This window comes from Burkholderia sp. BCC0419, assembly GCF_902830285.1.
In the GTDB taxonomy this organism is placed as follows: Bacteria; Pseudomonadota; Gammaproteobacteria; order Burkholderiales; family Burkholderiaceae; genus Burkholderia.
In genome coordinates this window covers 431,368-457,107 of record NZ_CADESR010000001.1, presented here as the reverse complement: position 1 = coordinate 457,107, position 25,740 = coordinate 431,368, and the positions used below count along the sequence as shown (strand labels likewise).

General features: G+C 63.6%; 22 protein-coding genes. 9 read left to right on the top strand and 13 right to left on the bottom strand.

All coding sequences use genetic code 11. The features are described 5' to 3' along the window. Positions 1 to 27: 27 nt before the first annotated feature. On the bottom strand, positions 28 to 741 hold the full coding sequence (locus HWW87_RS02080) for an ABC transporter permease (RefSeq protein WP_175819047.1): 714 nt from the start codon (positions 739 to 741) through the stop codon (positions 28 to 30). Next, the gene (locus HWW87_RS02075; RefSeq protein ID WP_175819046.1) at positions 738 to 1,427 is read right to left on the bottom strand and encodes an ABC transporter permease; all 690 of its coding nucleotides are present in this window, start codon (positions 1,425 to 1,427) and stop codon (positions 738 to 740) included. The genes HWW87_RS02080 and HWW87_RS02075 overlap by 4 nt, the downstream gene beginning before the upstream one ends. Before the next feature lie 677 nt (positions 1,428 to 2,104). Here HWW87_RS02075 and HWW87_RS02070 point away from each other — a divergent pair. The 3 genes from HWW87_RS02070 to hutC all read left to right on the top strand — a co-directional run bounded on the left by HWW87_RS02070 (position 2,105) and on the right by hutC (position 4,558). Continuing rightward, positions 2,105 to 2,419: a hypothetical protein gene (locus HWW87_RS02070; RefSeq protein ID WP_244107120.1), complete on the top strand. Its 315-nt coding sequence runs from the start codon at positions 2,105 to 2,107 to the stop codon at positions 2,417 to 2,419. A gap of 134 nt (positions 2,420 to 2,553) precedes the next feature. After that, entirely contained in the window at positions 2,554 to 3,681 is a 1,128-nt protein-coding gene (locus HWW87_RS02065) for a porin (protein WP_175819045.1), read from the top strand. A 181-nt stretch (positions 3,682 to 3,862) separates the two neighbouring features. Continuing rightward, positions 3,863 to 4,558, top strand: a complete 696-nt coding sequence (gene hutC / locus HWW87_RS02060) for a histidine utilization repressor (protein ID WP_175819044.1) — start codon at positions 3,863 to 3,865, stop codon at positions 4,556 to 4,558. A gap of 15 nt (positions 4,559 to 4,573) precedes the next feature. Here the strand turns inward: hutC and HWW87_RS02055 are convergent, their stop codons facing one another. After that, positions 4,574 to 5,815, bottom strand: coding sequence for a glycosyltransferase (locus HWW87_RS02055; protein ID WP_175819043.1), 1,242 nt, complete (start codon positions 5,813 to 5,815; stop codon positions 4,574 to 4,576). A 93-nt stretch (positions 5,816 to 5,908) separates the two neighbouring features. Here HWW87_RS02055 and HWW87_RS02050 point away from each other — a divergent pair, with 93 nt between their 5' ends. Beyond that, entirely contained in the window at positions 5,909 to 6,529 is a 621-nt protein-coding gene (locus HWW87_RS02050; RefSeq protein ID WP_175819042.1) for a TetR/AcrR family transcriptional regulator, read from the top strand. A 182-nt stretch (positions 6,530 to 6,711) separates the two neighbouring features. Next, on the top strand, positions 6,712 to 7,065 hold the full coding sequence (locus HWW87_RS02045) for a hypothetical protein (RefSeq protein ID WP_175819041.1): 354 nt from the start codon (positions 6,712 to 6,714) through the stop codon (positions 7,063 to 7,065). Positions 7,066 to 7,105: 40 nt separating this feature from the next. Here the strand turns inward: HWW87_RS02045 and HWW87_RS02040 are convergent, their stop codons facing one another. The 4 genes from HWW87_RS02040 to HWW87_RS02025 all read right to left on the bottom strand — a co-directional run bounded on the left by HWW87_RS02040 (position 7,106) and on the right by HWW87_RS02025 (position 11,467). Next, positions 7,106 to 7,918: an alpha/beta hydrolase gene (locus tag HWW87_RS02040; RefSeq protein WP_175819040.1), complete on the bottom strand. Its 813-nt coding sequence runs from the start codon at positions 7,916 to 7,918 to the stop codon at positions 7,106 to 7,108. Positions 7,919 to 8,027: 109 nt separating this feature from the next. Continuing rightward, on the bottom strand, positions 8,028 to 8,945 hold the full coding sequence (locus HWW87_RS02035; protein ID WP_174434404.1) for a LysR family transcriptional regulator: 918 nt from the start codon (positions 8,943 to 8,945) through the stop codon (positions 8,028 to 8,030). Between the two features lie 476 nt (positions 8,946 to 9,421). Further along, complete coding sequence (locus HWW87_RS02030; protein WP_047901546.1) at positions 9,422 to 9,667, bottom strand: DUF3717 domain-containing protein; 246 nt, start codon at positions 9,665 to 9,667, stop codon at positions 9,422 to 9,424. Positions 9,668 to 9,931: 264 nt separating this feature from the next. Next, positions 9,932 to 11,467, bottom strand: coding sequence for an amino acid permease (locus tag HWW87_RS02025; RefSeq protein ID WP_175819039.1), 1,536 nt, complete (start codon positions 11,465 to 11,467; stop codon positions 9,932 to 9,934). A gap of 588 nt (positions 11,468 to 12,055) precedes the next feature. Between HWW87_RS02025 and HWW87_RS02020 the strand changes: the two genes are divergently transcribed. The 4 genes from HWW87_RS02020 (at position 12,056) to HWW87_RS02005 (ending at position 17,233) form a co-directional block, all read left to right on the top strand. After that, on the top strand, positions 12,056 to 13,588 hold the full coding sequence (locus HWW87_RS02020) for a sensor domain-containing diguanylate cyclase (RefSeq protein WP_175819038.1): 1,533 nt from the start codon (positions 12,056 to 12,058) through the stop codon (positions 13,586 to 13,588). Between the two features lie 203 nt (positions 13,589 to 13,791). Then, positions 13,792 to 14,862: an FUSC family protein gene (locus HWW87_RS02015; protein WP_175819037.1), complete on the top strand. Its 1,071-nt coding sequence runs from the start codon at positions 13,792 to 13,794 to the stop codon at positions 14,860 to 14,862. 318 nt (positions 14,863 to 15,180) lie between these two features. Further along, complete coding sequence (gene argG, locus HWW87_RS02010) at positions 15,181 to 16,518, top strand: argininosuccinate synthase (protein WP_175819036.1); 1,338 nt, start codon at positions 15,181 to 15,183, stop codon at positions 16,516 to 16,518. A gap of 217 nt (positions 16,519 to 16,735) precedes the next feature. Further along, the gene (locus tag HWW87_RS02005; RefSeq protein ID WP_175819035.1) at positions 16,736 to 17,233 is read left to right on the top strand and encodes a shikimate kinase; all 498 of its coding nucleotides are present in this window, start codon (positions 16,736 to 16,738) and stop codon (positions 17,231 to 17,233) included. A 76-nt stretch (positions 17,234 to 17,309) separates the two neighbouring features. Here HWW87_RS02005 and tssL read toward each other — a convergent pair whose 3' ends face one another. The 6 genes from tssL to tssI all read right to left on the bottom strand — a co-directional run bounded on the left by tssL (position 17,310) and on the right by tssI (position 25,125). Continuing rightward, positions 17,310 to 18,560 (bottom strand): type VI secretion system protein TssL, long form, encoded by a 1,251-nt coding sequence (gene tssL, locus HWW87_RS02000; protein WP_175819034.1) that lies wholly within the window; start codon positions 18,558 to 18,560, stop codon positions 17,310 to 17,312. Between the two features lie 67 nt (positions 18,561 to 18,627). Further along, positions 18,628 to 18,879 (bottom strand): PAAR domain-containing protein, encoded by a 252-nt coding sequence (locus tag HWW87_RS01995; protein ID WP_175819033.1) that lies wholly within the window; start codon positions 18,877 to 18,879, stop codon positions 18,628 to 18,630. A gap of 77 nt (positions 18,880 to 18,956) precedes the next feature. Next, entirely contained in the window at positions 18,957 to 20,210 is a 1,254-nt protein-coding gene (locus HWW87_RS01990; protein ID WP_175819032.1) for a type VI immunity family protein, read from the bottom strand. A gap of 23 nt (positions 20,211 to 20,233) precedes the next feature. Further along, positions 20,234 to 21,487 (bottom strand): type VI immunity family protein, encoded by a 1,254-nt coding sequence (locus HWW87_RS01985; RefSeq protein WP_175819031.1) that lies wholly within the window; start codon positions 21,485 to 21,487, stop codon positions 20,234 to 20,236. Between the two features lie 23 nt (positions 21,488 to 21,510). Then, entirely contained in the window at positions 21,511 to 22,380 is an 870-nt protein-coding gene (locus HWW87_RS01980; protein WP_175819030.1) for a VRR-NUC domain-containing protein, read from the bottom strand. A 33-nt stretch (positions 22,381 to 22,413) separates the two neighbouring features. Continuing rightward, positions 22,414 to 25,125 (bottom strand): type VI secretion system Vgr family protein, encoded by a 2,712-nt coding sequence (gene tssI, locus HWW87_RS01975; protein WP_175819029.1) that lies wholly within the window; start codon positions 25,123 to 25,125, stop codon positions 22,414 to 22,416. Between the last annotated feature and the right edge of the window lie 615 nt (positions 25,126 to 25,740).

Genomic DNA, 25,740 nt, shown 5'->3' with positions numbered 1-25,740 from the left:
TCCTTCGTTGCGGATCTTGCGAATGCGTTAATGGCTGCGCGGCGAGAGATACGCGAGCCAGCGCGTCTCGAGCTTGCGGAACGTCCAGATGAGCGCGAACACGACGACGGCGTACAGCACGGCCGCGATGCCGTAGGCCTGGAACGACATATAGGTAGCCGAATTGACGTCGCGCGTGACCTTCAGGATGTCGGGCACGGTCGCGGTGAACGCGAGCGTCGTCGCGTGCAGCATCAGGATCACTTCGTTGCTGTAGCTCGGCAGCGAGCGGCGCAGCGCGGACGGCAGGATGATGCGTGTATAGAGCTTGAAGCGCGACATCCCGTAGGCCATCCCGGCCTCGATCTCGCCGGCCGACGTCGCCTTGATCGCACCCGCGAAGATCTCCGTCGCATACGCGCATTCGTTCAGCACGAACGCGAGCAGCGTGCAGTTCATCGCGTTGCGAAAGAACGTGTCGAGCAGCACGTGGTTGTGCACGACCTGCAGGCTGTAGATGCCCGTGTAGCACATCAGCAGCTGCACGTAGAGCGGCGTGCCACGGAACACGTACGTATAGAGCCACACGGGGCCCGAGATCCAGCGGTTCGACGACGCACGCGCGATCGCGAGCGGCACGGCGAGCGCGAAACCGAGCGCGATCGACACGACCAGCAGCCACAGCGTGATCGCGAGGCCGCTGAAGCGGTAGCCGTCGGAATAGAGATAGCTTTGCCAGTACTGGCCGACGAGTTCGATCACAGTGCGAGCCTCCGGACGCCGACGGAATAACGCTTCTCGAGGTGATGCAGCACGACGTTGGACACCGTCGTGATCGCGAGGTAGATCGCGCCCGCGGCCAGCGTGAAGAAGAAGAAATCGAGCGTGCTCTTGCCCGCGTCCTGCGACGCCTTCACGACGTCGGCGAGGCCGATGATCGACACCAGCGCGGTGGCCTTCACGAGCACCTGCCAGTTGTTGCCGATGCCCGGCAGCGCGAAGCGCATCATCTGCGGGAACAGGATGCGGTGAAACACGCGCCAGCCGCTCATCCCGTATGCGAAGCCGGCTTCGAGCTGGCCGCGCGGCACCGCGAGGAACGCGCCGCGAAACGTCTCGGTGAAGTACGCGCCGTAGATGAAGCCGAGCGTCACGACGCCGGCCACGAACGGATCGATGTCGATCTGGTCCCAGCCGATCAGGTCGGTCAACTCGTTCAGCAGGATCTGGATCCCGTAGAACAGCAGCAGCATCAGCACGAGATCGGGCACCGCGCGGATCAGCGTCGTATAGAACGTGCCGACCGACTTGAGCACGCGGTTGGCCGACAGTTTCGCGGCCGCACCCGCGAGGCCCAGTATCAGCGACGCGGCGAGCGACAGCACCGCGAGCTTCACGGTCTCGACCGTGCCGGCCCACAGCAGCGGGCCAAATCCTTGGAAGATCATATAAGGGATCCAGAACGATGTGGCTGGATTGTCAATAGCCATTAAGCGCGCATCAAACGAGTTCTGCGCACGACGTGATGCAGCCTGCTCATCAAGCTGGGCGCATCACGCGAACGGCAAGACGAGGGCAATACTGAGCGCGAGTTTCTTCATGGCGTTCCTGTCAGAGGCGAACTGGGGCGGGCTCCGGTGGGGTTGCCCCGCCGTGAACTCTTCCAACCGGGAAATCGCCCGTTCCAGCGGCGCTCCAAGTTGTACATACAACTTTGCCTTTTCAAGGATGTAGGCGGCAATCCGTGTTTATCTCTAATTGTCGGCAGATTATGGCCGTGGGCAGGATTTTCCTTAATTTTCAATTAACTACTGATTACGCGAGGCTGATTGACGGCTTTCCAGCGGCGTACGAAGGCGGCCAGACGGTGCGTGACAGCTGTCTAGACTTCGCGGGCCGAGCCGGCTTTTCCACGCCGGCCAGCCGTTCATCCAACGACAGTGTTGCCGCCACGGGCTCGTCATGCCCTGCCCTTGAGCGCCAGCGCGGCCCGGCACGTTTACGCATCCTTTGCAGACGCGTGGCGAGTCTATACACCGTCTCGCCATGGCGATTTCTAGAATGGGCGACATGTCCAGAACAAAATCTCCGCGGTGCGGAGCTCGCTGCGACCGGGGATGAGCACATGAAACCGACCAGAACCGATTCCGCTGCTTCACGCCATCTGCCGCCCGATCGTTCGCGGCGCCGCTCCCCCACGGACGCACTCGTGCTGCTGTCGATTCGCGTCGAATCGGACAATCTCGCGCTCGTGCGGCGCCAGCTGCATCAGGCCGTCGGCGCCGCGCTCAACTTCTACACGGCCGCGCTCGACAGCCGCACCGGGTGCGCATGCATCGAACTAGAAGTCGCGCGGTCGCAGGCATCGCCCGCAATCCTGTCGATCCTGCGCCTGCTGCCAGCCGCCGAGTTCGGCACGATCCGCCTGCTCCTGCACTAGCCGGCGTTCGCCGCCGCCGCGCGTGACACGCGTCGCGCGCCCCCCTTTCATCGATTCGCACACGCGTTTCCGCACGGACACGCGCGACGAATCGCCGTTCCCGTCGCAACGGGCCTTTCCAGGAAACACAAGCAATGAAAAAAGCAGTCGTCGGTACCCTGTCGTTCGCACTCGTCGGCGCCGCCGCGCATGCGCAAAGCAGCGTCACGCTCTACGGGATGCTGGATGCCGGTATCGCCTATACGAACAACCAGTCGGGCAAAAGCGCGTGGCAGCAAGGCAGCGGCCTGCTGTCGAATACGGTATTCGGGCTGAGCGGTAACGAGGATCTCGGCGGCGGCCTGCATGCGTTGTTTCGACTCGAAAGCGGCTTCAACCTGAACAATGGCACGCAGTCCTATCGAAATACGATGTTCGGCCGCCGCGCATACGTCGGCCTGCAGAGCGACCGATACGGCGCGCTAACGCTCGGCCGCCAGTACGACGCCGTGGTCGACTATCTCGGCCCGCTCGCGATGGCGAACAACGGCGACGGCAACAACCTCGCGTCGCATCCGTTCGACAACGACAACGTCGACGATTCGTTCTACATCGACAACGCGGTGAAATACACGAGCCCGACGCTCGCCGGCTGGCAGTTCGGCGGCCTGTACGGGTTCGGCAACGCGGCCGGCGGCTTCGCGAACAACCGCGCATACAGCGCGGGCGTGTCGTATGCGAACGGGCCGGTCAGCGTCGGCGCCGCGTACCTGCAACTCAACCGCGGCGGATTGACGGCCGGCGGCGCGCTGTCGACGAACGACGCGCCGAACTTCCCCGCCGTCCGGCAGCGCGTGATGGGCGCCGGCGGCAGCTATGCGTTCGACCGGCTGACGATCGGCGCGTTGTGGACGCATGCGATGTTCGACGAAACGGCCGCGTCGTCGCTGCCCGGCGCACTGAATGCGCTGCGCTTCGACAACTACGAGGTCAACGCGCGCTATGCGCTGACGCCGGCGGTCTCGTTCGCGGGCGCCTATACGTTCACCGACGGCCGCTACGACGACGCAACCGGCAGCCACCGGCCGAAGTGGCATCAGGTGACGCTGATGGCCGACTACGCGCTGAGCAAGCGCACCGACGTGTATGCGGAAACCGTGTACCAGCACGCGTTCGGCGTGCCGTCGGGCACGACGCTCGGGTTCGCGAACGTCACGGGGCTCGCGGCTTCGTCGACCCGCACGCAGGTGGTCGCAACCGTCGGCATCCGGCATCGGTTCTGAGCGCGCGCGGGCCGTCGCAGGCCGGCCGCTCTGTGCAATCCCGCATGGACGCGCGCCGGCCGAACAGGGATCATTCGGGGAATCCGGGCCGGCGCGCCCGAGAAACCGGTACACTCGGCGCCGGGCGCGCGCCGGATCGGCATTCGGCGGCGGCCCGCTGCCGACTCTGAATCGTGATCCCATGACCACACCGATCTATCAGGAAATCAAGGACTTCATCCTCGCGCGCATTCATGCCGGCGAATGGGCGGAAGGCGACCAGGTGCCGTCGGAGAACGAGCTCGCGCGCGAATTCAACGTCGCGCGGATGACCGTCAACCGCGCGCTGCGCGAGTTGACGGCCGAACAGGTGCTCACACGCACGCGCGGCTCCGGCACCTATGTCGCGTCGCCGAAATACGAATCGACGCTCGTCGCGATCCGCAGCATCTCCGACGAAGTCGCCGCGCGCGGCCACGGCTATCGCGCGCAGGTGTTGCTGGTCGGCGCGGCCGTCGCCGATGCGAAGCTCGCCGACGAACTACAGCTCGACACCGGCAGCCCGATCTTCCATTCGCGCGTGCTGCATTTCGAGAACGATACGCCCGTGCAACTCGAGGAACGCTGGGTCAACCCGGCCTGCGCGCCCGAATATGCGCTGCAGGACTTCACGACGACGACGCCGAACCAGTACCTGACGCGCGTCGCGCCGCTACAGCGCGTCGAATACCGGATCGAGGCCGCGATGCCCGACGCCGAAACGCGCCGCCACCTGACGATGGACGATCGCGAGCCGTGCCTGCTGCTGCATCGGCGCACGTGGTCGCAGGGGATGGTCGCGTCGATCGCCAATCTGTGGCACCCGGGCAGCCGCTACCGGTTCACCGGGCATTTCTGATGCCGCTGCGCGCGCTCACTTCGCGCGCGGTTGTCCCCATCGTTCGATCGCACTGACGGCCCGCTTCAAGCCGTCTTCTTGCGCGATGTGCGCACCGAGTTCGGTCGCACGCGCCTTCGTGTCGCCCCGTTCGGCAAACGCAATCGCCCGCGCCAGCGCAGCAGCCTCCACGCGCCACCCCGCCACCGGCGCATCCGCGACACCGAGCCGTTGCAGCCGGTTCGCCCAGAAGAACTGATCGCCCGCGAACGGCACGACCACCGACGGAATGCCGGCCCGCGCGGCCGAATGCGTGGTGCCCGATCCGCCGTGATGAATCGCCATCGCGACGCGCGGGAACAGCCAGTCGTGCGGCGTGTCGCCGATCACGCGAACGTGCGCCGGCAGCAGCGACGCATCGATGCCGCTCCAGCCCGAATAGAACAGCCCGCGCCGCCCGGCCAGCGCCTGCGTCAACGCCGCGGCCATCGCCGCGCGATCGAAGCCGGCCATGCTGCCGAAACCGATGTACACGGGTGGCTCGCCCGCGTCGAGAAACGCCGACAGGTCGGGCGGCGGCGCCCAGGCACGCGCATCGATCTGCCACTGGCCGCATGCGTGCACGTTCGCCGGCCAGTCGGCCGGGCTGGACAGCAGCGCGGGAGACACGCCATACAGCATCGGATGATCGGTCCACACGCGCTTGCGCGGCGGCAATCCGCATACGCTGGCGCGCGCGGCATTCGTCGACTTCCTGAACGCCTGCCACAGCAGCGCATTCACGAACCGATGGCTCGCGCGATTCAGCCAGCGCGGCACCTTCCCCGGCGGCAGGAACGGCGATGCGAATTCGGCGGTCGGCGTGATCGGGATCATGCCCGCGCCGATCGCCGGTATGCCGCGATACTCGGCGACCGACAACCCGACGAACGACGCGAGCCCCGACACGAGCAGCGCGTCGCACCCGGCCGACGCGTCCGCCACTTCACGCATCCACGCGGCCGTGTTCGCATTCGCGATCGCCGCGAGCGCCTTCGATGTGTCGTTGAAACCGCCGCGCCCACTCACCGCATCGGCCAACGCGCCGTCCGGCGCAATCGCGCGACGGATATCGCCGGACAACGGCGCCGACGGCACGCCGAGCGCGGTAGCCGAGCCAAGCGTCGCCGCATCGGCGAGCAGCCGGACGTCGTGGCCGGCATCCAGCAGCGCGCGGCCCAGCGCCGCGAGCGGACGCGTGTCGCCTTCGGTGCCGTAGGTGGCGATGACGAATTTCATGCAGGGCTCCTCGTGCACGGCGGAAAAGGTTGGATTCAAAAAGTGCACAACGTATACTAATGCAATCCGTACACTTTCAGTCAATCCCCTGCCATGACGATTTCGACCGACGATCCGGGCCGCCGCGCGCGCAAACGCATCCAGATGCTCGCGCATCTTGCCGCGACCGGCGCGCGCCTGTTCGATGCGCACGGCTACGATGCCGTCACGATGGAGCAGATCGCCGCCGAGGCCGATGTCGCGAAGCGCACGCTGTACAACCACTTTCCGACGAAGGAAGCCGTGCTCGCGCACTGGCTCGAAGGCGAACTCGCGCGCGATCTCGCGCATCTGCAGCAGGATGTCGCGCGGCGCAAGACCTTTGCGTCGCGCATCGGCTGCGTGCTCGATGCGTCGGCCGCGTGGTGCGAACACCATCCGGCGTACCTGCTCGCGTACCTGCGGCACCGCTTCCTGAGTATCGGCGCAGCCGAACCGGAGCGTGCGGGAGAGAACGGCAGCGATATCGCATTGGTGTGGCGGCAACTGATCGCCGCCGGGCAGCAGGCCGGCGAACTGAACCGCACGCTGCGGGCCGATCAGCTCGCAACCTGGTTCCATCACCTGTATCTCGCGGCGATGCTGCGCTGGCTGACCGTGCCGGGGCTGTCGTTGAAACGGGAGTTTCAATCGGTCGCGAAGCTGTTCATCGAAGGCGCGGAAGCCAAAGGCTGACGTATCGCTTTCGCGCCCCGCATCGGCATTTTTACGACGCTCGCACACTTCGCATGCCAAATTTCCCGCGCAGCAGTATGCTGATGTCGTACGGCTGCGCACTGTGCATCGGGCAATCCTGTCGTTTGCACGCGATCGCGCCGCCGTCGCGACCGCAATCATGCGTTGCAAGGAGGGTTGTGATGGCCACCACGCGTCAGCACTTCCACCCCGAACTACGGCACGCCACCGCGCCGACCTACATCATCAGTTACCTGTTCCCTGCGTTGCTGTTCGTCTACGAACTGCTGCGCGTCGGCCAGTGGATCCGCGATCACGGGATGCAATTCGTCGCGTTCAAGCAGATGGGCTACGAGTATCTGCTGATGCTGCTGTTCGTCGGACTGCAGATCGTCGTCGAGGCGATCTTCCTGCTCGGCGCCGCGATGCGCAAGGATCATCGCGATTTCGAGCACCGGTTGCCGAACGTGATTCTCGGCATCGGCTGCTCGATCGCGCTGCTGGCGATCGATCTCGCGATCCAGCTTTCGTTCTGACGGCCGGCGGGCATGCGCCCGCTGGTGATGGCGAGCGCGCTCAGGCGAGCGCGTCGTGCAGGCGCGTCGCGACGGCGGCCAGCACGTCGTCGGTTCGCTCGCGGTGCGGCATGTGTCCGCAGCGGGCGAGCAACAGGAACGACGACGGCCCCGCGACGCGCGCGGCGATCCGCTTCGGATGCACGTCCGACCCGTATTCGTCGTCCTCGCCGTGAATCGCGAGCGTCGCGCACTGCACGTGCGGCAGGTCGTCGTCGAGATTCCAGTCGCGGAACGCCGGCGACAGCCACGTGTCGACCCACGCGCGCAGCACCCATTCGGCCTTGTCGCCGTGATAGCGCGCGAGCCGGTCGAGCTGCCCTGGTTCGTCGAACTGCCGCCCCGCGTCGCGAATGCCGGCCAGCGTACGATCCTCGACGAATGCCTGCGCGGCGACCGTCACGAGCGCGCGGCAACGCGTCGGATACGCGGCCGCACAGCCGACCGCCATCCCGCCGCCGACGCTGTGCCCGAACGCGACGAACGCATCGACGCCGAGCTGTTCCAGTACCGCGGCAAACGCATGATCGGCCTCGTCGCGCACGAACGTCGTGCCGAGCGTGCCCGGATGACGATCCGAACGGCCGAACCCGAGGCGGTCGTATGCGATCACATCGCGTTGCGTCGCGCGTGCGAGCTGCGCGGGAAAGTCGCGCCACAGGTCGACGCAGCCGAGCGAATCGTGCAGCAGCACGATCGGCGCGGCCGGCCCAGGCGCTGCCGCGTGCCGCGCCGGCCCCGCGCGCCAGCGTTTCGCAAAGAGACGCCCTTGCGGCGTCTCGACGGTGGTCTCGTCGGTCAGGATATCGGTCATGGGTCGGTCGTCTGCATGAAAGCGGCCGCCCGTCGGCGGCCGCATCGAATCCATGCATGGTGGCCTGCCGGCGCGCGCAGCGTCAAGCAAGCCCCTACCGCCCGCGCGCTCATTCGGGCTGCGGCGGCAGATACTCCATCTGCGCTTCGTCGTACAGCCGGTAGATCAGCGCCTGCATCGCGCGGATGTCCTCCGATTCGTCGAGCGCGCGCATGCTCATGATGATCGGCGACACGAGGTTCGGATCGTCGAGCGGCTTGTAGCTGATGTCGTCGCGCTTCAGCCCGTACACGCTATGCGGCACGACCGACACGCCCTCGCCCATCGCGACGAGGCCGAGCGCGATCTGCAACTCGCGCGTCTCGTAGATCCTGCGCGGTTGCAGCGCGCGATCGTGGAAGGCCGCAAGCACCTGGTCCGCGTAGCTCGGGCGCGGCGCCTTCGGAAAGATGATCAGCGTGTCGTTGACGAGATCGTGCAGCGACAGCACGGGCTTCGCGCTGTCGAGCACGTGGCCGACCGGCAGCGCGACGATCATCCGCTCCTCGCGCAGCACGACGCGCCGCACGCTCGGATCCTCGTGGCGGATGCGCCCGAACCCGACGTCGATGCGCCCTTCCTTCAGCGCCTTGATCTGGTCCATCGTCGACATCTCGTGCAGGCTCAGCTCGACGGCCGGATATTCGCTGCGAAAGCGCCGGATGATCTTCGGCAGCATGCCGTACAGCGTCGAGCCGACGAAACCGACCGACATGCTGCGCTCGATCTTGCCGACCCGCTTCGTCATCGATTCGAGTTCGGTCGTCTGCGCAAGCAGTTGCACCGCGTGCGAATAGAAGAAACGCCCTGCATCGGTCAGCTTCAGCGGCCGCGCGGTGCGCTCGAACAGCGGCACGCCGAGCGCCTCCTCGAGCTGCTGGATCTGCCGGCTCAGCGGCGGTTGCGCGATATGCAGCCGTTCCGCCGCCCGCGTGAAATTCCGCTCTTCGGCCACCGCGACGAAGTAGCGGAGGTGTCTCAACTCCATGTTCGATGCCTCCCGGCGAGCGATCCGGCGCCTAGGGTCTGTTCACGCTAATAACGGGCTTGCGCTGGCCCCCAGAAGGGCCGAGCGCAAGGATTGCGACGAAGCGAATACTCGACGTATTCGCGAGAAGCATGACGCGGCGATCGGCCCTTCTGGGGGCCAGCCCCACGAATGCATTTTTCCAAACAAGGGAACGTGCCTTTCCGCCCGCATGGCGGCGTCGTTCGTCGTTGCAATAGCTACGGCTATTGCGCCTCCTTTCTCCTTGCCCTGCGGGCGGAAAGGCACGTTCGCAAGCCCGTTATTAGCGTGAACAGGCCCCAACCTCGGCCGGATGATGTCGTCACGATACCGCAGGCGGGGCCGACCGCCACGTGCGCCGCTTCGCGCCACCACACGCCGCCCAAAGCAAAACGGGAAGCCCGCGAGCTTCCCGTCGTTTCAGCGCCGCGTCGCGGCGGCGTCGCGACCGCGCATCACACCTCGGTCGCGTACAGCGCGTCGCGCTGCTCGTTACTCAGCGTGTCGAGCGGCACGTCGGGCAACTGATAGCAGATCATCGTGCCGTACAGCTCGGCCAAGCAGTTGCTGCCGGCGTCGAGCGCGTAGCCGTCCTCGCCGTCCGGCGCCGGCGGGTACACTTCGCGCCACGCGTTGATCGCGGCTTCGATTCGCACGATGGAAACGGGTCCGGCCTTCCGCTCGGCGGGTGATGCGCTCATGAATTCCTCTGGGTTGCGCGCTCCGCGGGCCGTGCCGGCCCGGATGGAGCGATGAAAACGCCGGGCATCTCGCCGGCCGCCGCGCGCCGCGCGCGCCGGATGCCGATCCGCACTGCGCCTGTCGCGCCGGCCGGGCCGTGGCCCGGTAGGGTCGGGCAATATAACCGGCTTTGACCCCGTGCAGGCAAAAGCCGGGCAAAAAAAACGGGAAGCGCGCGGCTTCCCGTTTCGTCGACCGTCGCGCGGCCGCCAGCCGCGCCTGCGTCAGCCCGCGGTTTCGCGGTTCGCCACCGGCTGCCGCTGCGCGCCGCGGCTCGCGGCGATCCACGGCGCGATCTCCATGTCCTCGTAGCGCACGAACCGGCTCTTCTTCAGGAACCGGAAGCCGAGCCACACGACGACGAACAGCGGAATGCCGACATAGGTCGCGACCACGCCGGCCCAGTCGATCCGGTTCGCGAGGAACGCCTGGTAATCCTGGCCGAGCGCGATCACGAGGCACAGCACGAACGCGAACAGCGGGCCGAACGGAAACCACTTCGACTGGTACGGCAACTGGTCGAGCGAATAACCCTGCTTCACGTAGCCCTTGCGGAACCGGTAGTGGCTGACCGCGATGCCGAGCCACGCGATGAAGCCCGTCATCCCCGACGTGTTCAGCAGCCACAGGTACACGGTCTTGTCGCCGTACAGCGACGTGAAGAAGCACAGCGCGCCGACGGCGGTGGTCGCATACAGCGCATTGCGCGGCACGCCGCCCGGCGACAGCTTCGCGAACACTTTCGGCGCGCGGCCTTCGGTGGCGAGGTTGTAGAGCATCCGCGTCGACGCGTACATGCCCGAGTTACCGGCCGACAGCACGGCCGTCAGGATCACCGCGTTCATCACGCCGGCCGCGAAGGCCAGGCCGGCGTGGCGGAACACGAGCGTAAACGGGCTCACGCCGATGTCGGTCACGTCCGTCTTCAGCAGGTTCGGGTCGGTATACGGAATCAGCACGCCGATCACGAAGATCGCGAACACGTAGAACAGCAGGATCCGCCAGAACACCTGGCGCACCGCGCGCGGAATCGTCGTGCGCGGGTTTTCCGATTCGCCGGCCGCGACGCCGATCAGCTCGGTGCCCTGAAACGAGAAGCCCGCGATCATCGCGACGCCCATCAGCGCCGGCAGGCCGCCCGCGAACGGCGCGTCGCCGATCGTCAGGTTGCCCCAGCCGTTGGAGGGCGCGCCCTTCAGAATGCCGAAGATCATCAGCAGCCCGACGCCGATGAACGCGACCACGGTGACGACCTTGATCAGCGCGAACCAGTATTCGGCTTCGCCGAAACCGCGCACGGTGAGCGCGTTGAGCAGGAACATCACGGCGAGGAACGCCGCGCTCCACCACACGCCCGGCACGTTCGGAAACCAGTAGTGCATCACGAGCTGCGCGGCGACGAGCTCCACCGCGATCGTCACCGCCCAGTTGTACCAGTAGTTCCAGCCGAGCGCGAAGCCGAAGCCTTCGTCCACGTATTTCGCGCCGTAGGTCGCGAACGAGCCCGACACCGGCATGAATGCGGCCATCTCGCCTAGGCTCGTCATCAGGAAGTAGACCATCAGGCCGATCAGCATGTACGCGACCATCGCGCCGCCGGGGCCGGCCTGCGAGATCGATGCGCCGGACGCGACGAACAGGCCCGTGCCGATCGAGCCGCCGATGGCGATCATCGTCAGGTGGCGCGCCTTCAGCGCGCGATGAAGCTTGGGTGGGTTCGCGGGCGAACCGGGTGGGTCGGAATTCGGAATGGCGGACATAAAACGAGACGAACGTTGAGCGGGCCGGCATCCGTAGCCGGCGCATGCGGAATCGGAGCGCGGTGCGCGTCCTGCGATGCATTCGATGCGGCCCCGATACGCGTTGCGCGGCGGGCGCCTGCGGCGAAGCGCGGATTCTACCTGATTCGACAGGGGGGCAGCCAAGGTCGCCCCGCCCGCCGCCACGCCGGAGATTTCGCAGAATCAACGGGTTGGCCGCGCCGGCCGCGGCCCCTGCCGCACGCCGTCGCAAAAACCACGATTACGGCCGGGTCATTCGGTTTTCATTTCAGCCGGCCTGCACGCAATCCTGTCCCGATCCGACAAATACCGCGCCAATACGCAAAATCAACCGATCATTGCGCCATTAATCAGACAAAAAGACCGACACTGCCAATTGATTCAAATCAAATCGCCCGCGCGCCATGCGGTAATGATGCGTAACCGTTTCGAATCGCCGTCTCCGCATGCATGTTTTGCATGTGCACGCGAAATTCGGGAATTCGCGGGATAATGACGCTTAATTCGAAATAATCAGCGCGCGGAACCGCCCATGACGCGAGTAGCCGCCGCCCGCTCCCCCCGAGGATGAAGTCATTCCCGCTGCCCGCCACGCTACGCCGCCATACCGCGTCGATCGTGGCACGCATTCTGTCGCCCCGCGGCGTACTCGTGGCGGGCATCGTCCTGCTGATGTTCAGTTGGGGACTTTCCACGTCGCTATTAATCGAAGCGCGGCGCGACGCGTATGCCCATGCGGTCGAAAATGCGCGCAACCTGATGCTGCTGATCGAACGCGATATCGCGCGCAATATCGAACTCTACGATTTGTCGCTGCAAAACGTCGTCGACGGCATCGCCGATCCGGAGCTAATGACATTGCCGCCGCGCCAGCGCCATCGGTTGCTGTTCGACCGCGCGGCGACCGGCGCCTATCTCGGCTCGATTTTCGTGATGGATGCGCACGGCAATATCGCGATCGATTCGAGCGCGTCGCCCGCACGGCAAGGCAATTTCGCCGACCGCGACTATTTCGCCGTGCATCGCGACCGGCTCGTCCCCGGCCTCTACATCAGCCGGCCGTACGCGTCGCGGCTGCGCGGCGGCGCGCTGACGATCGCGCTGAGCCGCCGGATCAACCGGCCCGACGGCACGTTCGGCGGCATCGTCGTCGGCACGCTCAGCATCGACTACTTCCGCGCGCTGCTCGACGGCCTCGCGGTCGGCCGGCACGGCAGCGCGGCGATCGTCGAGGACAACGGCACGCTCGTGTCGCGCCTGCCGTACGACACGCGGGTGGTCGGCCTCGACCTGCACGACTCGCCGCTGTTCATCGACGCGCAGCGCAGCCGTAACGGCGAGCTGACCGGTGTCGGCGCCATCGACGGCGTGCGGCGCATCTATGTTTACAAGCATCTCACCGGGCTGCCGCTGATCGTCGACGTCGCGCCCGCCGAGATCGACATCTACGCGCCGTGGCACCACCGCGCGATCTGGACCGTCGTGCTGATGGGCCTGTTCACGGCGTTCATCGCGTGGGGCTCGCTCGCGCTGTCGCGCGAGCTGAAGCGCCGGCAGGACGCCGAATCGAAGCTGTACCGGCTCGCGCACACCGATTCGCTGACGGGCCTCGACAACCGCGGCACGTTCGACGCGGTGCTCGCGAAGGAGGCCCAGCGCGCGTCGCGCAGCGGCCGCCCGCTGTCCGTGCTGTTCGTCGACGTCGATCACTTCAAGGCATTCAACGACTACTACGGCCACCCGGCCGGCGACGACGTGCTGCGCCAGGTCGCGCAATCGCTGACGCGCTGCCTGCGCCGCGACAGCGACCATGTCGCGCGCTACGGCGGCGAGGAATTCGTCGTCACGCTGCCCGACACCGACGCGCCGGGCGCGGCGACCGTCGCCGAAGGCATCCGGCGCGCGATCGCGGGGCTCGACATCGAACACGTGAAAAGCCCGTACGGGCGCGTCACGGCCAGCATCGGCACGGCCACCGCCGCCGACGGCCGGATGAACGCCGCGACGCTGCTGCGGCGCGCCGACGAAGCGCTGTACCGCGCGAAGTCCGGCGGCCGCAACCGCGTGCTGGACGCCCAGTCGAGCGCGGCCGACGCGTGACGCGATGTGACGCGATGTGACGCGATGTGATGCGACGTGATGCGACGTGTCGCGTGATCTGATGCGGCCGCCTGCCGCCCGGCCCGTCGGCGCCGCCGTGGACAGCCCGCGCGCGTTCGGCTAGCGTTACGTCTGCTGCGCATGCGGCGCGGCGCCGGCCCGCGCGGGCCGCCGTGCGCGTTCCGGCCACCCTCAGCTCCGCCATGACCGCCTCGCTCCCGACCCGACTGCCGCCGCTCGTGCGCCACGCGCTTCGCCCGCTGCTCGACCCGTACCGCCGCTACCGGCACGCGAAGCTGATCCACGCGGCGCGCGTCGCGCTCGCGATTCTCGTGTCGATCGCGCTGTCCACGGGGCTGAACGTGCCGCACGGCGAATGGTCGACGATCACCGTGCTGATCGTCGTGGGCGGGTTGCAGCACCACGGCAACATCCGCAAGAAGGCGGCCGAGCGCGCGCTCGGCACGTCGATCGGCGCACTGGCGGGGCTCGGACTGATCCTCCTCTACTCGTTCCTGAACGCGCCGTTCGCGATCTACCTGCTGATGGCCGTCGGGTGCGGCGTCTGCGCGTATCACGCGATCGGCAAGGCCGGCTACATCGCGCTGCTGTCGGCGATCACGATGGTGATCGTCGCGGGGCACGGCGACAACGAGATCGTCGACGGCCTGTGGCGCGCGGTGAACGTGCTGGTCGGCATCGCGATCGCGCTGGCGTTCTCGTTCGCGCTGCCGCTCTACGCGACCTATTCGTGGCGCTACAAGCTCGCCGACGCGCTGCGCGCGTGCGCGGCCGTGCATGCGCGGCTCGCGGGCGACCGTCAGGTCACCGACGACGCGCACCTGAAGGAAATGGCCGCGCTGAGCACGCTGCTCGTGCAGTTGCGCTCGCTGATGCCGTCGGTATCGAAGGAATGCGAGACGTCGATGACGCAGCTCGAGGCGATCCAGCGCAGCCTGCGCTTGTGCATCGGTTATCTGGAGATCCTGTCGAGTGCGCTGCCGGCCTCCGACGACGTGGCGGCCCGCGAATACATGCGCGTCGAGATGAAGGGCATGAACCGGCGCATCCGCGACACGCTGGTCGGCGCGAGCCGCGCGCTCAAGTTCGGCACGCCGAGCCGGCTCGCGCCGCGCCGCCGGCCGGCCGACCCGCCGCACGATGCACCGCCGCCGCAGTTGTCCGGCTACGTGTCGATCACGGCCAAGCTGGCCGGCGAAGTCGACCAGTTACGCGAGCGGCTGCTCGATACCGCGCGGTCGTGGAATATCTGAGGTTCCGGTTTCGCACACCAGCCTTTCATATCCCTTTCTGCGCGGCGAGGCGACACGCTGGCAACTGCGACCCGGGTTGATGGTCGATCCGGCCCCGGAAATCCGGCCGGCGCCCGCCTCGTCCGCGCGTGTTTCGGCGGAGATACAACGTCGTCCGGCACGGCGTTCTCCACCCGGTTAACCGCCCGTCAGGCCCGCCGCGACAGGCGCGACGACGGTTCCGCACCAAAATCAACCCTTGCCCCAACTTCCCGGACAGCCGATACTCGCATATTCCGCGAAATACGATCCCACCGGCTTCAATCCACGGTAATTCCTATGAGCACGATTCTCGAAAGCCTCCCGACCGGCCAGAAGGTCGGTATCGCCTTCTCCGGCGGCCTGGACACCAGCGCCGCGCTGCACTGGATGAAACTGAAGGGCGCCGTCCCGTACGCATACACGGCGAACCTCGGCCAGCCCGACGAAGACGATTACGACGCGATCCCGAAACGCGCGATCGAATACGGCGCAGCCGGCGCCCGCCTGATCGACTGCCGCGCGCAGCTCGTCGCCGAAGGCATCGCGGCGCTGCAAAGCGGCGCGTTCCACATCACGACCGCCGGCGTCACGTACTTCAACACGACGCCGATCGGCCGCGCCGTGACGGGCACGATGCTCGTCGCCGCGATGAAGGAAGACGGCGTCAACATCTGGGGCGACGGCAGCACGTACAAGGGCAACGACATCGAGCGCTTCTACCGCTACGGCCTGCTCGTGAACCCGGATCTGAAGATCTACAAGCCGTGGCTCGACCAGACGTTCATCGACGAGCTCGGCGGCCGCGCCGAAATGTCCGAATTCATGAACCAGGCCGGCTTCGCGTACAAGATGTCGGCCGAGAAGGCGTATTCGACCGACTCGAACCTGCTCGGCGCGACGCACGAGGCGAAGGATCTGGAAAGCCTCGAAAGCGGCATCAAGATCGTGAACCCGATCATGGGCGTCGCGTTCTGGCGCGACGACGTGAAGATTGCCGCCGAGGAAGTCACGGTGCGCTTCGAAGCCGGCCAGCCGGTCGCGCTGAACGGCGTCGAGTTCAAGGATCCGGTCGAGCTGCTGCTGGAAGCGAACCGCATCGGCGGCCGTCACGGCCTCGGCATGAGCGACCAGATCGAGAACCGGATCATCGAGGCGAAGAGCCGCGGCATCTACGAAGCCCCGGGCCTCGCGCTGCTGTACATCGCGTACGAGCGTCTCGTCACCGGCATCCACAACGAAGACACGATCGAGCAGTACCGCGAGAACGGTCGCCGCCTCGGCCGCCTGCTGTACCAGGGCCGCTGGTTCGACCCGCAGGCGATCATGCTGCGCGAAACCGCACAACGCTGGGTCGCGCGCGCGATCACCGGCGAAGTGAAGATCGAACTGCGCCGCGGCAACGACTACTCGATCCTGAGCACGAAGTCGCCGAACCTCACGTATCAGCCGGAACGCCTGTCGATGGAGAAGGTGGCGTCGACGTTCTCGCCGCGCGACCGGATCGGCCAGCTGACGATGCGCAACCTCGACATCACCGATACGCGCGACAAGCTGCGCGTGTATTCGCAAGTCGGGCTGCTGACGCCGGGTGAAACGTCGGCCCTGCCGCAGATCAAGGGCGACGGCGACAAGTAAGTCGCGTTGTTCGACGCCGTGCCGCATCGTCGAATGCGGCACGGCCGGGCAGGCTGCATGTATGGCGCATCATCACGCACGCAGCCTGCCGCTTCCCCTCTCCCCGCCTTTCCGCTTTCCCTTCGTATTCGCATCACGCCGCGTGACGCACCCACGGCACTGCACCGCCGCGCCAGTCATGGCAAGCTGCGAATCGTCCGATTTTCTGCCTTGACTCATGACCACCCTGACCGTCATCCACCTGAACGGCCCGATCAACAGCGGCAAGACGACGATCGGCCTCGCGCTCGCACGCGTGCTGCCCGACGCGCGCTTCATCGACGGCGACGATCACGATGCGCCCGAAGACGCGCCGTTCGACGTGCAATGGGCGATCGCGCTCGAACGCCTCGTCACGCAGATCACGAACGCACGCGAACGCCATCTGGTCATCGCCTATCCGATCGGCGAAGCGGAATTCGAACGGTTGCGCGCGGCCTGCGATGCGCGTGATGCGCGGCTGTTCGTCGTCACGCTCGCGCCGCCCGAGGCGATCGCGGCGTCGGATCGCGGCTCGCGCGTGTTGACGGAATGGGAACGGCAGCGTATCGCCGAGATGTATCGGGAAGGGTATGCGGCGCGCTGGTTCAGCGATTGCGTGGTCGATACGTCGGGGGGGTCGGTCGATACGTGCGCAAAACGCATCGCGCAGCATGTCGCGGCGGCGGTGCCATGATCGGGGCTGCGACTTCAAGGCTGGCGAAAACGGCCATGGGTCTTGTCCAGCAGGTGGCTGACGACGCCCGGTACACTCAACGCGCAACCACTATTTCAACGCGTCGATTCTGTGCACGTCCCTGCACAGTACTGTTATCGCCGATCGGGGCGGCGTCGCCCTTGCCGACAGCTTCGAGACGACTCGCCGGCACGCCCGCGGCCTGCAGCATCTGCATGACTTGGGTCGCCCGTTCCTCCGATAGCGCCTGATTCGATGCGAACCGCCGACTGCGAATCGGCACATTGTCCGAGTAACCGGCGACCACCACTTTCCCGGGCACCTTCACAATTTCGCCCGCGATCTTTGCAAGCAGCGAGCCCATCGCCGGCTTGATCGACGCGTCGCCCGGCTGGAACATCGCATCCCCTCGGAAAATTACGACAGAACGGTGCGCATCGTCGTTGACCATGATCGTGCCCGTTGCGACCTCGCTTTTCAGCAGATCCTTCAGGTGCAGCGGCGATGATGCGGGCGGTGGGATCATCCGGCCGATATCGATGATCTGCTTCTGGACCGCCGCGCTGCGCGTCGCCAGTTCGTATTTGAAGTAGCCGAACAGGCCAAGCAGGATGATCGACAGCACCGCCACCGTGATCCACACCGGAAACTCGAAGAACGACATGCGACGTGCTTGTTCGTGAGGTTTCCAGTTCGGAGACAGCGCCTGAGGCACAGGTTCCCGGCCTCGCATGATCTCGTTGTAGATACGTTGGCGCACGGCGGAATGCTGCCTCGTCATCCCGCGATACTGACCTTCGAACCCGAGACTCAGCACGCGATAAATCACCTGCAGCAGATCGCGATGCTCGTCCGGTTCCTCCATCAAGCGTGCGACAAGCAGATAGATTTTCGCCCCGCCCTTGCTGTCTTCGAGAAACGTGGACGCAAGATTCTGCCCCGCCCATTCCCCTGCAATCCGGACATCCCTGCCCCAGGCCGACTGCATCACGGCTTCGTCCAATGCGGTGCACAAGCAATAACGCGCACCAATCACGTGATCACGACGGATATTGGCCTGCGTGCACAACCGGTCGAATAGCTGGACCTCGCTCACGAGCAGCTCGCGCAAACCGATGGCCGTGTCGTGGGACGTTTCTTCGGGCAGATCGGGAATGTCGGCCTGCGCTCGCAGCAGCGTGCGAGCGGCTTCGAGCAGCGGATTCCCGGCTTTCTTCACGGCGGCCAGCCGCGCGTCGAAGCCGGATTCGTCGGTAAAGGTCGGCCGGGTCCTTGTTTGTACGTCGGTCAATTCATCAACTCCCTTGCTTGTGATTGGCTGCTTCATACCGAAAATTCCACGGCTTCCTGTGGCGCGTTTCGATCCCGCTGAAGCATCGGGAAAAGCCAGCGCATCAGACGATGCTCGAAATCAGATGACAACCGCACGTTCCCAAGTGACCATGCCGCGCGACGGGAATACCTTCGTCCGTCGTATCGGGATCGCCTTCCATAATCACGTTCGGCTGCACATGTGGATGCAACGGGCAGGCGATCTGGTCGCCCACGCGCGCCACCGGTATGCCGTCGTAACTCATGTTCTCCGACGCAGTAACCACCTTGCCGCCGTGATCAGTCGAATCGCCCAAGCGAATGAAGTTGCTCATGTCGATCTCATTTAAGTTTCGTAGTCCGTATTCTTTTATGCTCACCAAAGCATGGTTTTTCGTACAAGTCAGCACGCTTACTCGGTACGCAGATACCACGTCACGGCACCCTGCTCAGTCGTTTCCGGTCCGGGCATCGGGTCGTCAAGTTTGACGTGGACCCGCTCGCTCATAAACGGACTGAACCAGTCTCCTTCCTGCGGGCATGGTTGGCCCGGCAATGCACGAAGCACAGTTGTGCGAGGTGGTTCGGCACGCGGCTGGGGGGTAGGCTCGACAAGAGGCTGCGCAGCATATTCATCGATAGCGGTATCGACGTGGTTGAACTCGATCTGGTCCGGATACGGCGGCCAGATGCCCGGTGCGTCGAACCGTTGCGACCACAGCTCGCTTGTGCGTCCGTTGAAATGAATCGCTCCTGTCATCGAACCCGTGTGGAAGCTACGCATCGGGGTCAGTCGCATCGGCTTGATGATGTCGCTGACGACTTTGTACAGCGGTGGAATACCGTCAGGCACCGGTCCGAGCGTCGGTTGGTCGCCGGCTTGCAACACATATGTCCGTCCCGCCTTCCATATCTGGATGCCCGGCGTTGTATCGAGCGTCTGCCACTGTTCGCGCGTTATGGTGGCCGGAAACTCCTTGTCGAATAGTGTTAGCCAGTTCGCACCTTTGAGGCTACGTTGGAGAAAATTCCGCAAGAAACTATTCCCAGACACGACATCGAGACCGAAGTAGCGTTGTTGCAAATCCAACTCGCTCTCCAGGGAATCGCACTCGACCAGCGGCAGAAGCGAAGTCAATCCAGCGATACCATTCCACGGTCGCAACTGTTCGCAGCAGAACCGAATAAAATCAATAAAAATTTTTGGATTTCCACTTGGCCCATACACTGCCTCCACCGGAATCGCAAAATTTAATCGAGACAGTGGATTACGAACTTTTATTTGCCAATTCCTGACGGTGAGAGCAGCAATATAACAATCGCTGGCCTCGTCTGCAGAACGCCCATCAGAGATCCGCCACTCCAATGCATCGTCTTCATCCATCGTCGCGATGTAGCACAGCATTGCGGATGTATTGTTACTTGGTTTAATCTCAAAGTCGTGGCGCTCGGCATCTTCGTTAGGCAAAACCCATTTAAGGTGTGCCCCAAAAATATCCTGAAACCGTTCAAAACAGCGAGCGATCGCAGTACGCGTAGCCTGCTGTTCGCCATGCCAGAAATAAAACGTTCCAGAAAGGCCGACGCAGAGCTTGATCATGTCGCCGTCAGTCGACTTGTAGATCAGGTCGTTTCGGTATTTCTGATACTGGGTCCAGATGTCCATACGTATTGCTCACCTATGTTCGACTATTCCGTGCGCAGATACCACGTCACAGCACCCTGTTCAGTCGTTTCCGGTCCCGGCATCGGGTCGCCCAGTTTGACGTGGACTAGCTCCTTCATAAACGGACTGAACCAATTCCCTTCCTGCGGACACGGTTGCCCCGGCAGCGCACGAAGCACGGTTGTGCGAGGTGGTTTGGCAGGCGGCTGTGGCGTTGACTGAACAAACGGCTGCGCAGCATATTCGTCAATAGACGTATCGACGTGATTAAACTCAATCTGATCCGGATAGGGCGGCCAGATGCCCGGCGCGTCGAACCGCTGCGACCACAGTTCGCTTGTGCGTCCGTTGAAGTGAATCGCACCGGTCATCGATCCGATGTGAAAACTGCGCATGGGTGTCAGGCGCATCGGTTTGATGATGTCGCTGACAATCTTGTATAGCGGTGGAATGCCATCGGGCACTGGTCCCAATGTAGGCTGTTCACCTGCCTGCAACACATATGTCCGCCCCGCCTTCCATATCTGGATGCCGGGCGTCGTGTCAAGCGTCTGCCATTGCTCGCGGGTAATAGTGGCGGGGAACTCCTTATCGAACATAGTTAGCCAGTTCGCGCCTTTGAGGTGTCGCTGAAGGCGATCACCTAGCGAAAAGGTACCGTCGACAATGTCAAGCCCAAAATATCGCTGCTGTACATCAAACTCTCCGGGCAAAGACTTGAAGCTATCTTGCGGTAACAGCGATGCCAGTCCGGCGGTGCCATGCCACGGCCGCAACTGTTCACAGCAGAATCGGATGAAATCGACAAAAAGTTTCGGGTTTCCTTCTGGTCCGTAGACAACTTCGACCGGTACCGCGAAATTTACCCATGAAAGTAGATTACGAACCTTGATCTGCCATTGTCGAACAGTCAGCACCGCCATATAGCAGTCACTCGCTTCGTCAGCAGACCTTCCACCTGATATTTGCCATTCCAATAGATCATCCGCGTCCATTGTCGCGACGTAATCGCGCATCGCGGGCACACCGTTATCAGACGAGATCTGCACTTCGCGACGACTAATGTCTTCGTTTGGCAGTACCCATTTGAGCCGTGAGCCGAACAACTCCTGGAACCTCTCGAAGCATCGGGCTACTACCAGACGGGTTTCAAGCGTCTCACCATGCCAGAAGTAAAATGTACCAGACAACCCTACGCACAACTTGATTGCTTCGCCGTCGTCCGAGGTATAAATCAGGTCATTGCGGTACTTCTGATACTGGGTCCAGATGTCCATATTCGTGAATCCTCCGTTGACCTTCACTGCGCAGCAGCGGCAGCACCGCCACCTACCGCCAGAAGAACCAGCAGCGGTGGTCCTGTCGCCACCACGACATACGCAACGGCCAGCCCGCCTATGATCGTCGCACCTGTTTTTAGCACATCGGCCAGCGTCGTCGGCTCAAGATATTGCGGCCCAGGCGAAACACCTCTGGCTACTTCGTTGTTGTGCCAACGGATGTTCGACAAGCGGCGGCTAAAATCCGGAGCAACGAGTTTTTCCGGCAGAGTAACAGTCTTCGGCACACTCTCGGGTTCCTCACATGTCTTGCATGCGCATTGAGACGGTGACAATAGTTTGAGACGATCCGCGTCGCCTGCGATAAATTCATAGTCTCTCTGTTGATCTCTCTGCCACCTATCACCAGGAAATTTGATCTCGACAACAAATTCAATATTGCATTGACTGAGATCGAAGTCGTGCATGTTCTTCACGATTACCACATCGGGAATGCGCAGCAGCCCCTTCTGTGCCCGGCCAGTCAACTTCGCCAAATCAATCGCTCCCTCCAACGCCTTCGTATCAACCCCCAGCGGAAACTGCAAAGGTTGATTTTTCCTGAGCGAGGCCATGATCGGCGACGGCGGATTGTTCACCATGTTGTAACCAACCTCGCCCTTGTACTTCCATACCTGCTCCTTGCTGTCGCAGTCGTTGCGAATACTCACCGTGACACAACGCTGCTTGAACTTGCGACCTCTGCTAGAAATGATCGGATTGCAATCACACCTGCAAACTCGCTGGCACAGGTAGCCTGTGTCATCCGGCGGCAACACGGGAATCGTCTTGCCGCGTGGCGTCGGCAAGGTACGGGAATTGCCAATCGTTCGATATGTCGGTTCAGCCATGAGTCATATGCCTGTTATTGAATGGTGAACGCGTCAGATCGCGTTATCGAGCACATCCCGATGCGGAATGTGATAGGTATCCTGATCATGCTTCGGCGCCGAAGTCGTGATCCGCACCTCGCGACTCGTCGGCGCGAGCACCTCGGCGGTACGCCCGTCTGCCGAGCTGACACCTTCAACGATCCGCCCGCCTCCCGCATCCAGCCGATACGGAAAGTGCGCTACCGGCTTGCCGGTCGCATGGTCCACGAACGTCACCCATTCGCCGGTCATTTCACCGGTCGGAAAATCGGGAAGCGGTAGCCGTTTGGAATCGGCTGACGCCTTGTCCCACTTCGCGCACTTCTCGAGAATTTGCCCTGTCGTGCCGTTCACGATGCCGGACGGCGTAATGCAGATATACGACCCGCCGACACCGATCCAGATTTCCCTGGCCGCATTGAGCACGAGCTTTCCTTCGGTACTCGTGATCGCTACATCCTTCAGCGCGGCCAATGACATGGCATCGCTCTGCGCCTCGACTTCAACCTTGCCCGCCGCCGCAACGAGTTTCAGCCCCAGACGGGCAGCAAAGAAAGACAGCGCGCCCCGCACGGCGACCAGCATCGACCGGCCGCCTGACACGCTCACGTCACGGCCGGCCGTGATCGCATGGTCCTTCATGCTGGCCTGATGGGTACTCTCGGCCGCCGTGGTCACGATGCCGGCCGCACTCGCCTGCACGAGATTCGGTCTTGTCATTTCGGGGAAGGCGTTCTCGGCCGATATCGCATCACCCAGCACTTCGTCGTTCTGTGCGTTGATGCCGTCGGTAACGTCGTGCTGGCTCAGCGCCGCCGTTTGCGCTTCGTGCCGCTGCGCCAACTGCGACAAGTCTTCGTGCTGCGTACACGCCTGCGTCAACCGCTGCACCGTCTCGGCCATATCCTTGACCGGGCGATTCGCTCCTTCACGCGCCTCGGTCGTAATCAGCATGCCGCGGTTCGCACGCATGACACCCCAGGCCATCGTCGCGAGTTCGAACCCTTCGCCGCGCGCCTGCTGTCGCCCGGGCCGACCTTCGATGCGCGTGTTGTAGCCCAACACGAGCCGCGATTGCGCATGGTCACTCGTGATCTGAACCTGCAATTGCCCCGGCGTATCGTCCGCCACCACCTGATTCGCCTGACTGCCCGTCAGACCCATGCTGCGCCAGCCCATCAACGCGTGGTTCTTCGGCAATTCCCACGGCGGCTGATTGAACTGATTGACCTGACGATCCGAGACATACGGCTTGTCCGCATCGCCTTCGTGATAACTCACCGTGACTTCCTGCCCGATGCGGGGCAGCGCCACGAAGCCGAAGCCGCTCCCCTGCCAGGGCGACGACACCCGCACCCAGCAACTCGAGTTCTCGTCGCGCTCGCCTATGCGATCCCAGACGAACTGGACTTTCACGCGCGCATAGCCGTCGACCCAGAGCGGCTGATCGTCCGGCCCCACCACCACCGCCGTTTCCGGCCCGCAGGGCGGCTTTCGCTTCAGTCGGTTCCGGAAGAACGCATTGGCCGGCTGTACGACGAAATCAGTCACGCACCGATAGGACTCACCGCCCGAAAGCTCGTCGTTATTGCGAATGTCGATCGCCGTCTCAACCACCAGATATTCGGCATCGGCCCGCTGCTGCGGGTAGCCTTCAAGGTGGAAGGTGTGCCCCGTCGCGAGCCCGCGCAGATTGCCGCGCCCCTTTGCGCGCAGGCTCCTGCAACGCTCTGCATCGACGCGGACACCTGCCAGATAGCGTGCTTCCCGAGCGTAATCGTTCGGCGCTCCAGACAACCCCATCGTGCCTGCCAGCGGTTGCGAATAATCGCCCCACACGTAATGCTCGGCGTTGCTGAATGGAACATCGCTGTGGCGGTCGACAACGACCGATAGCGTGGCACGAGAGCGTGTCGGGTCGTAGTCGATCACGCTGACCGATCCGGCCGTCAGCAGGCGCGATACCTTCAAGCAGTGAATGTGTTCCTCCTCGATGCGCGCGCCGTCACGCGCGCGATAGAGAATCGTGTCGTACATGTTCCCGTGCGGCTTGTGAGCCCCTGGCGAATCGCAGAGAACCAGCGTCGGGCCGTCCATGAAGTAGTAGATGCCCCACTCGCGCCACAACCGAGTCAGAAATTCAAAGTCCGATTCCCACAACTGCCGCACGTAGTCCCGCGTCGGGTAGACACCTCGCAAGCCTTCGGGCCCAAGCCGCAACTCGTACGTAAATGGATAGGCGCTCGAACCGAGAATTGTCTCCGTGATCTCGACGACGTTCCGGTTCTGGAAAATGCGGTTCTCGCGGTTCAGCATCGCGAGCCACAACCAGGGGCGCACACGCACCTCGTAGTACGCGCTTCGATCATCCTCCCCGGTAAAAATCATTTCGCTAATCAAACCAACGATTTCACGTTTGCCGGCACCAAAATTGCCGAGCCCCGCGCCGCCGGCAACGCCCGCCTCAAAGGTTCCCTTGCCGTCAAACTCGATCGATATGGCGATCTCGGTGCCAATCAGTTTTTCCGGCTCGACCCGCTCACGCGCCGCATAGACCGGCAGCGCGGGCAAATTCAATGTCTTGAGCCGCAACGTATATTCGTATAGCTTGCCGAGCGCTTCTCCGCCGCGAATCCTCACCGGCAGGAGAATGGGCTGCCCGGCAAACTGGGGAAGCGCGGTGCCCGAGATCATCACGACACGGGACTGCGTGGGTAAATACATGGATTCCTCGTCTCGACAATCTCGCCTTACGTCCGGCCCAGCCTCTCATCCAGCATCTCGCGGATCGCGTAGTTGTTGAAACGAGAATCGAGCCCCCACCCATCGCGCTGACCGCCCATAAGAAGCCAATGGTTACGAACAGTCAAAGTAACGCTCCAGCGCTATCGCCAAAATGCGGGCCGCATGGAGAATCGAGGCATACAGGCACGAGCGTGCACGTCTCACGTCGTGTTGGCTGCCAAAACCACTTTTCGCAAACGGTATATCCCGGCAATACGAGCGAGTGATGTCACGATTCCGATGAGCGATCAAATGGTATATCCGGCCTTCATCTCAAAAAATATATGAGATAGATAATTTGCCGAATAACCTCCTGACGAACGCTTGATTTCTTGGGCAGATATCGCGGCGGCTCGTTAAAGCGATTCCATCGATATCGTCTCGTGCATGCGTACTTTTCTCAGATTTGACTCAACGTTGCGCGATCGCGCAGGCTGCGGCGGCTTCGAATGGAATCACGGGCGCGATCGACGAAGATCTACGGATTTTGAGCGCTCGCATCGACTACGTGCTGCTCACGTATTAATGGACGGAGGGTCGGGCGGATCGCCGAGA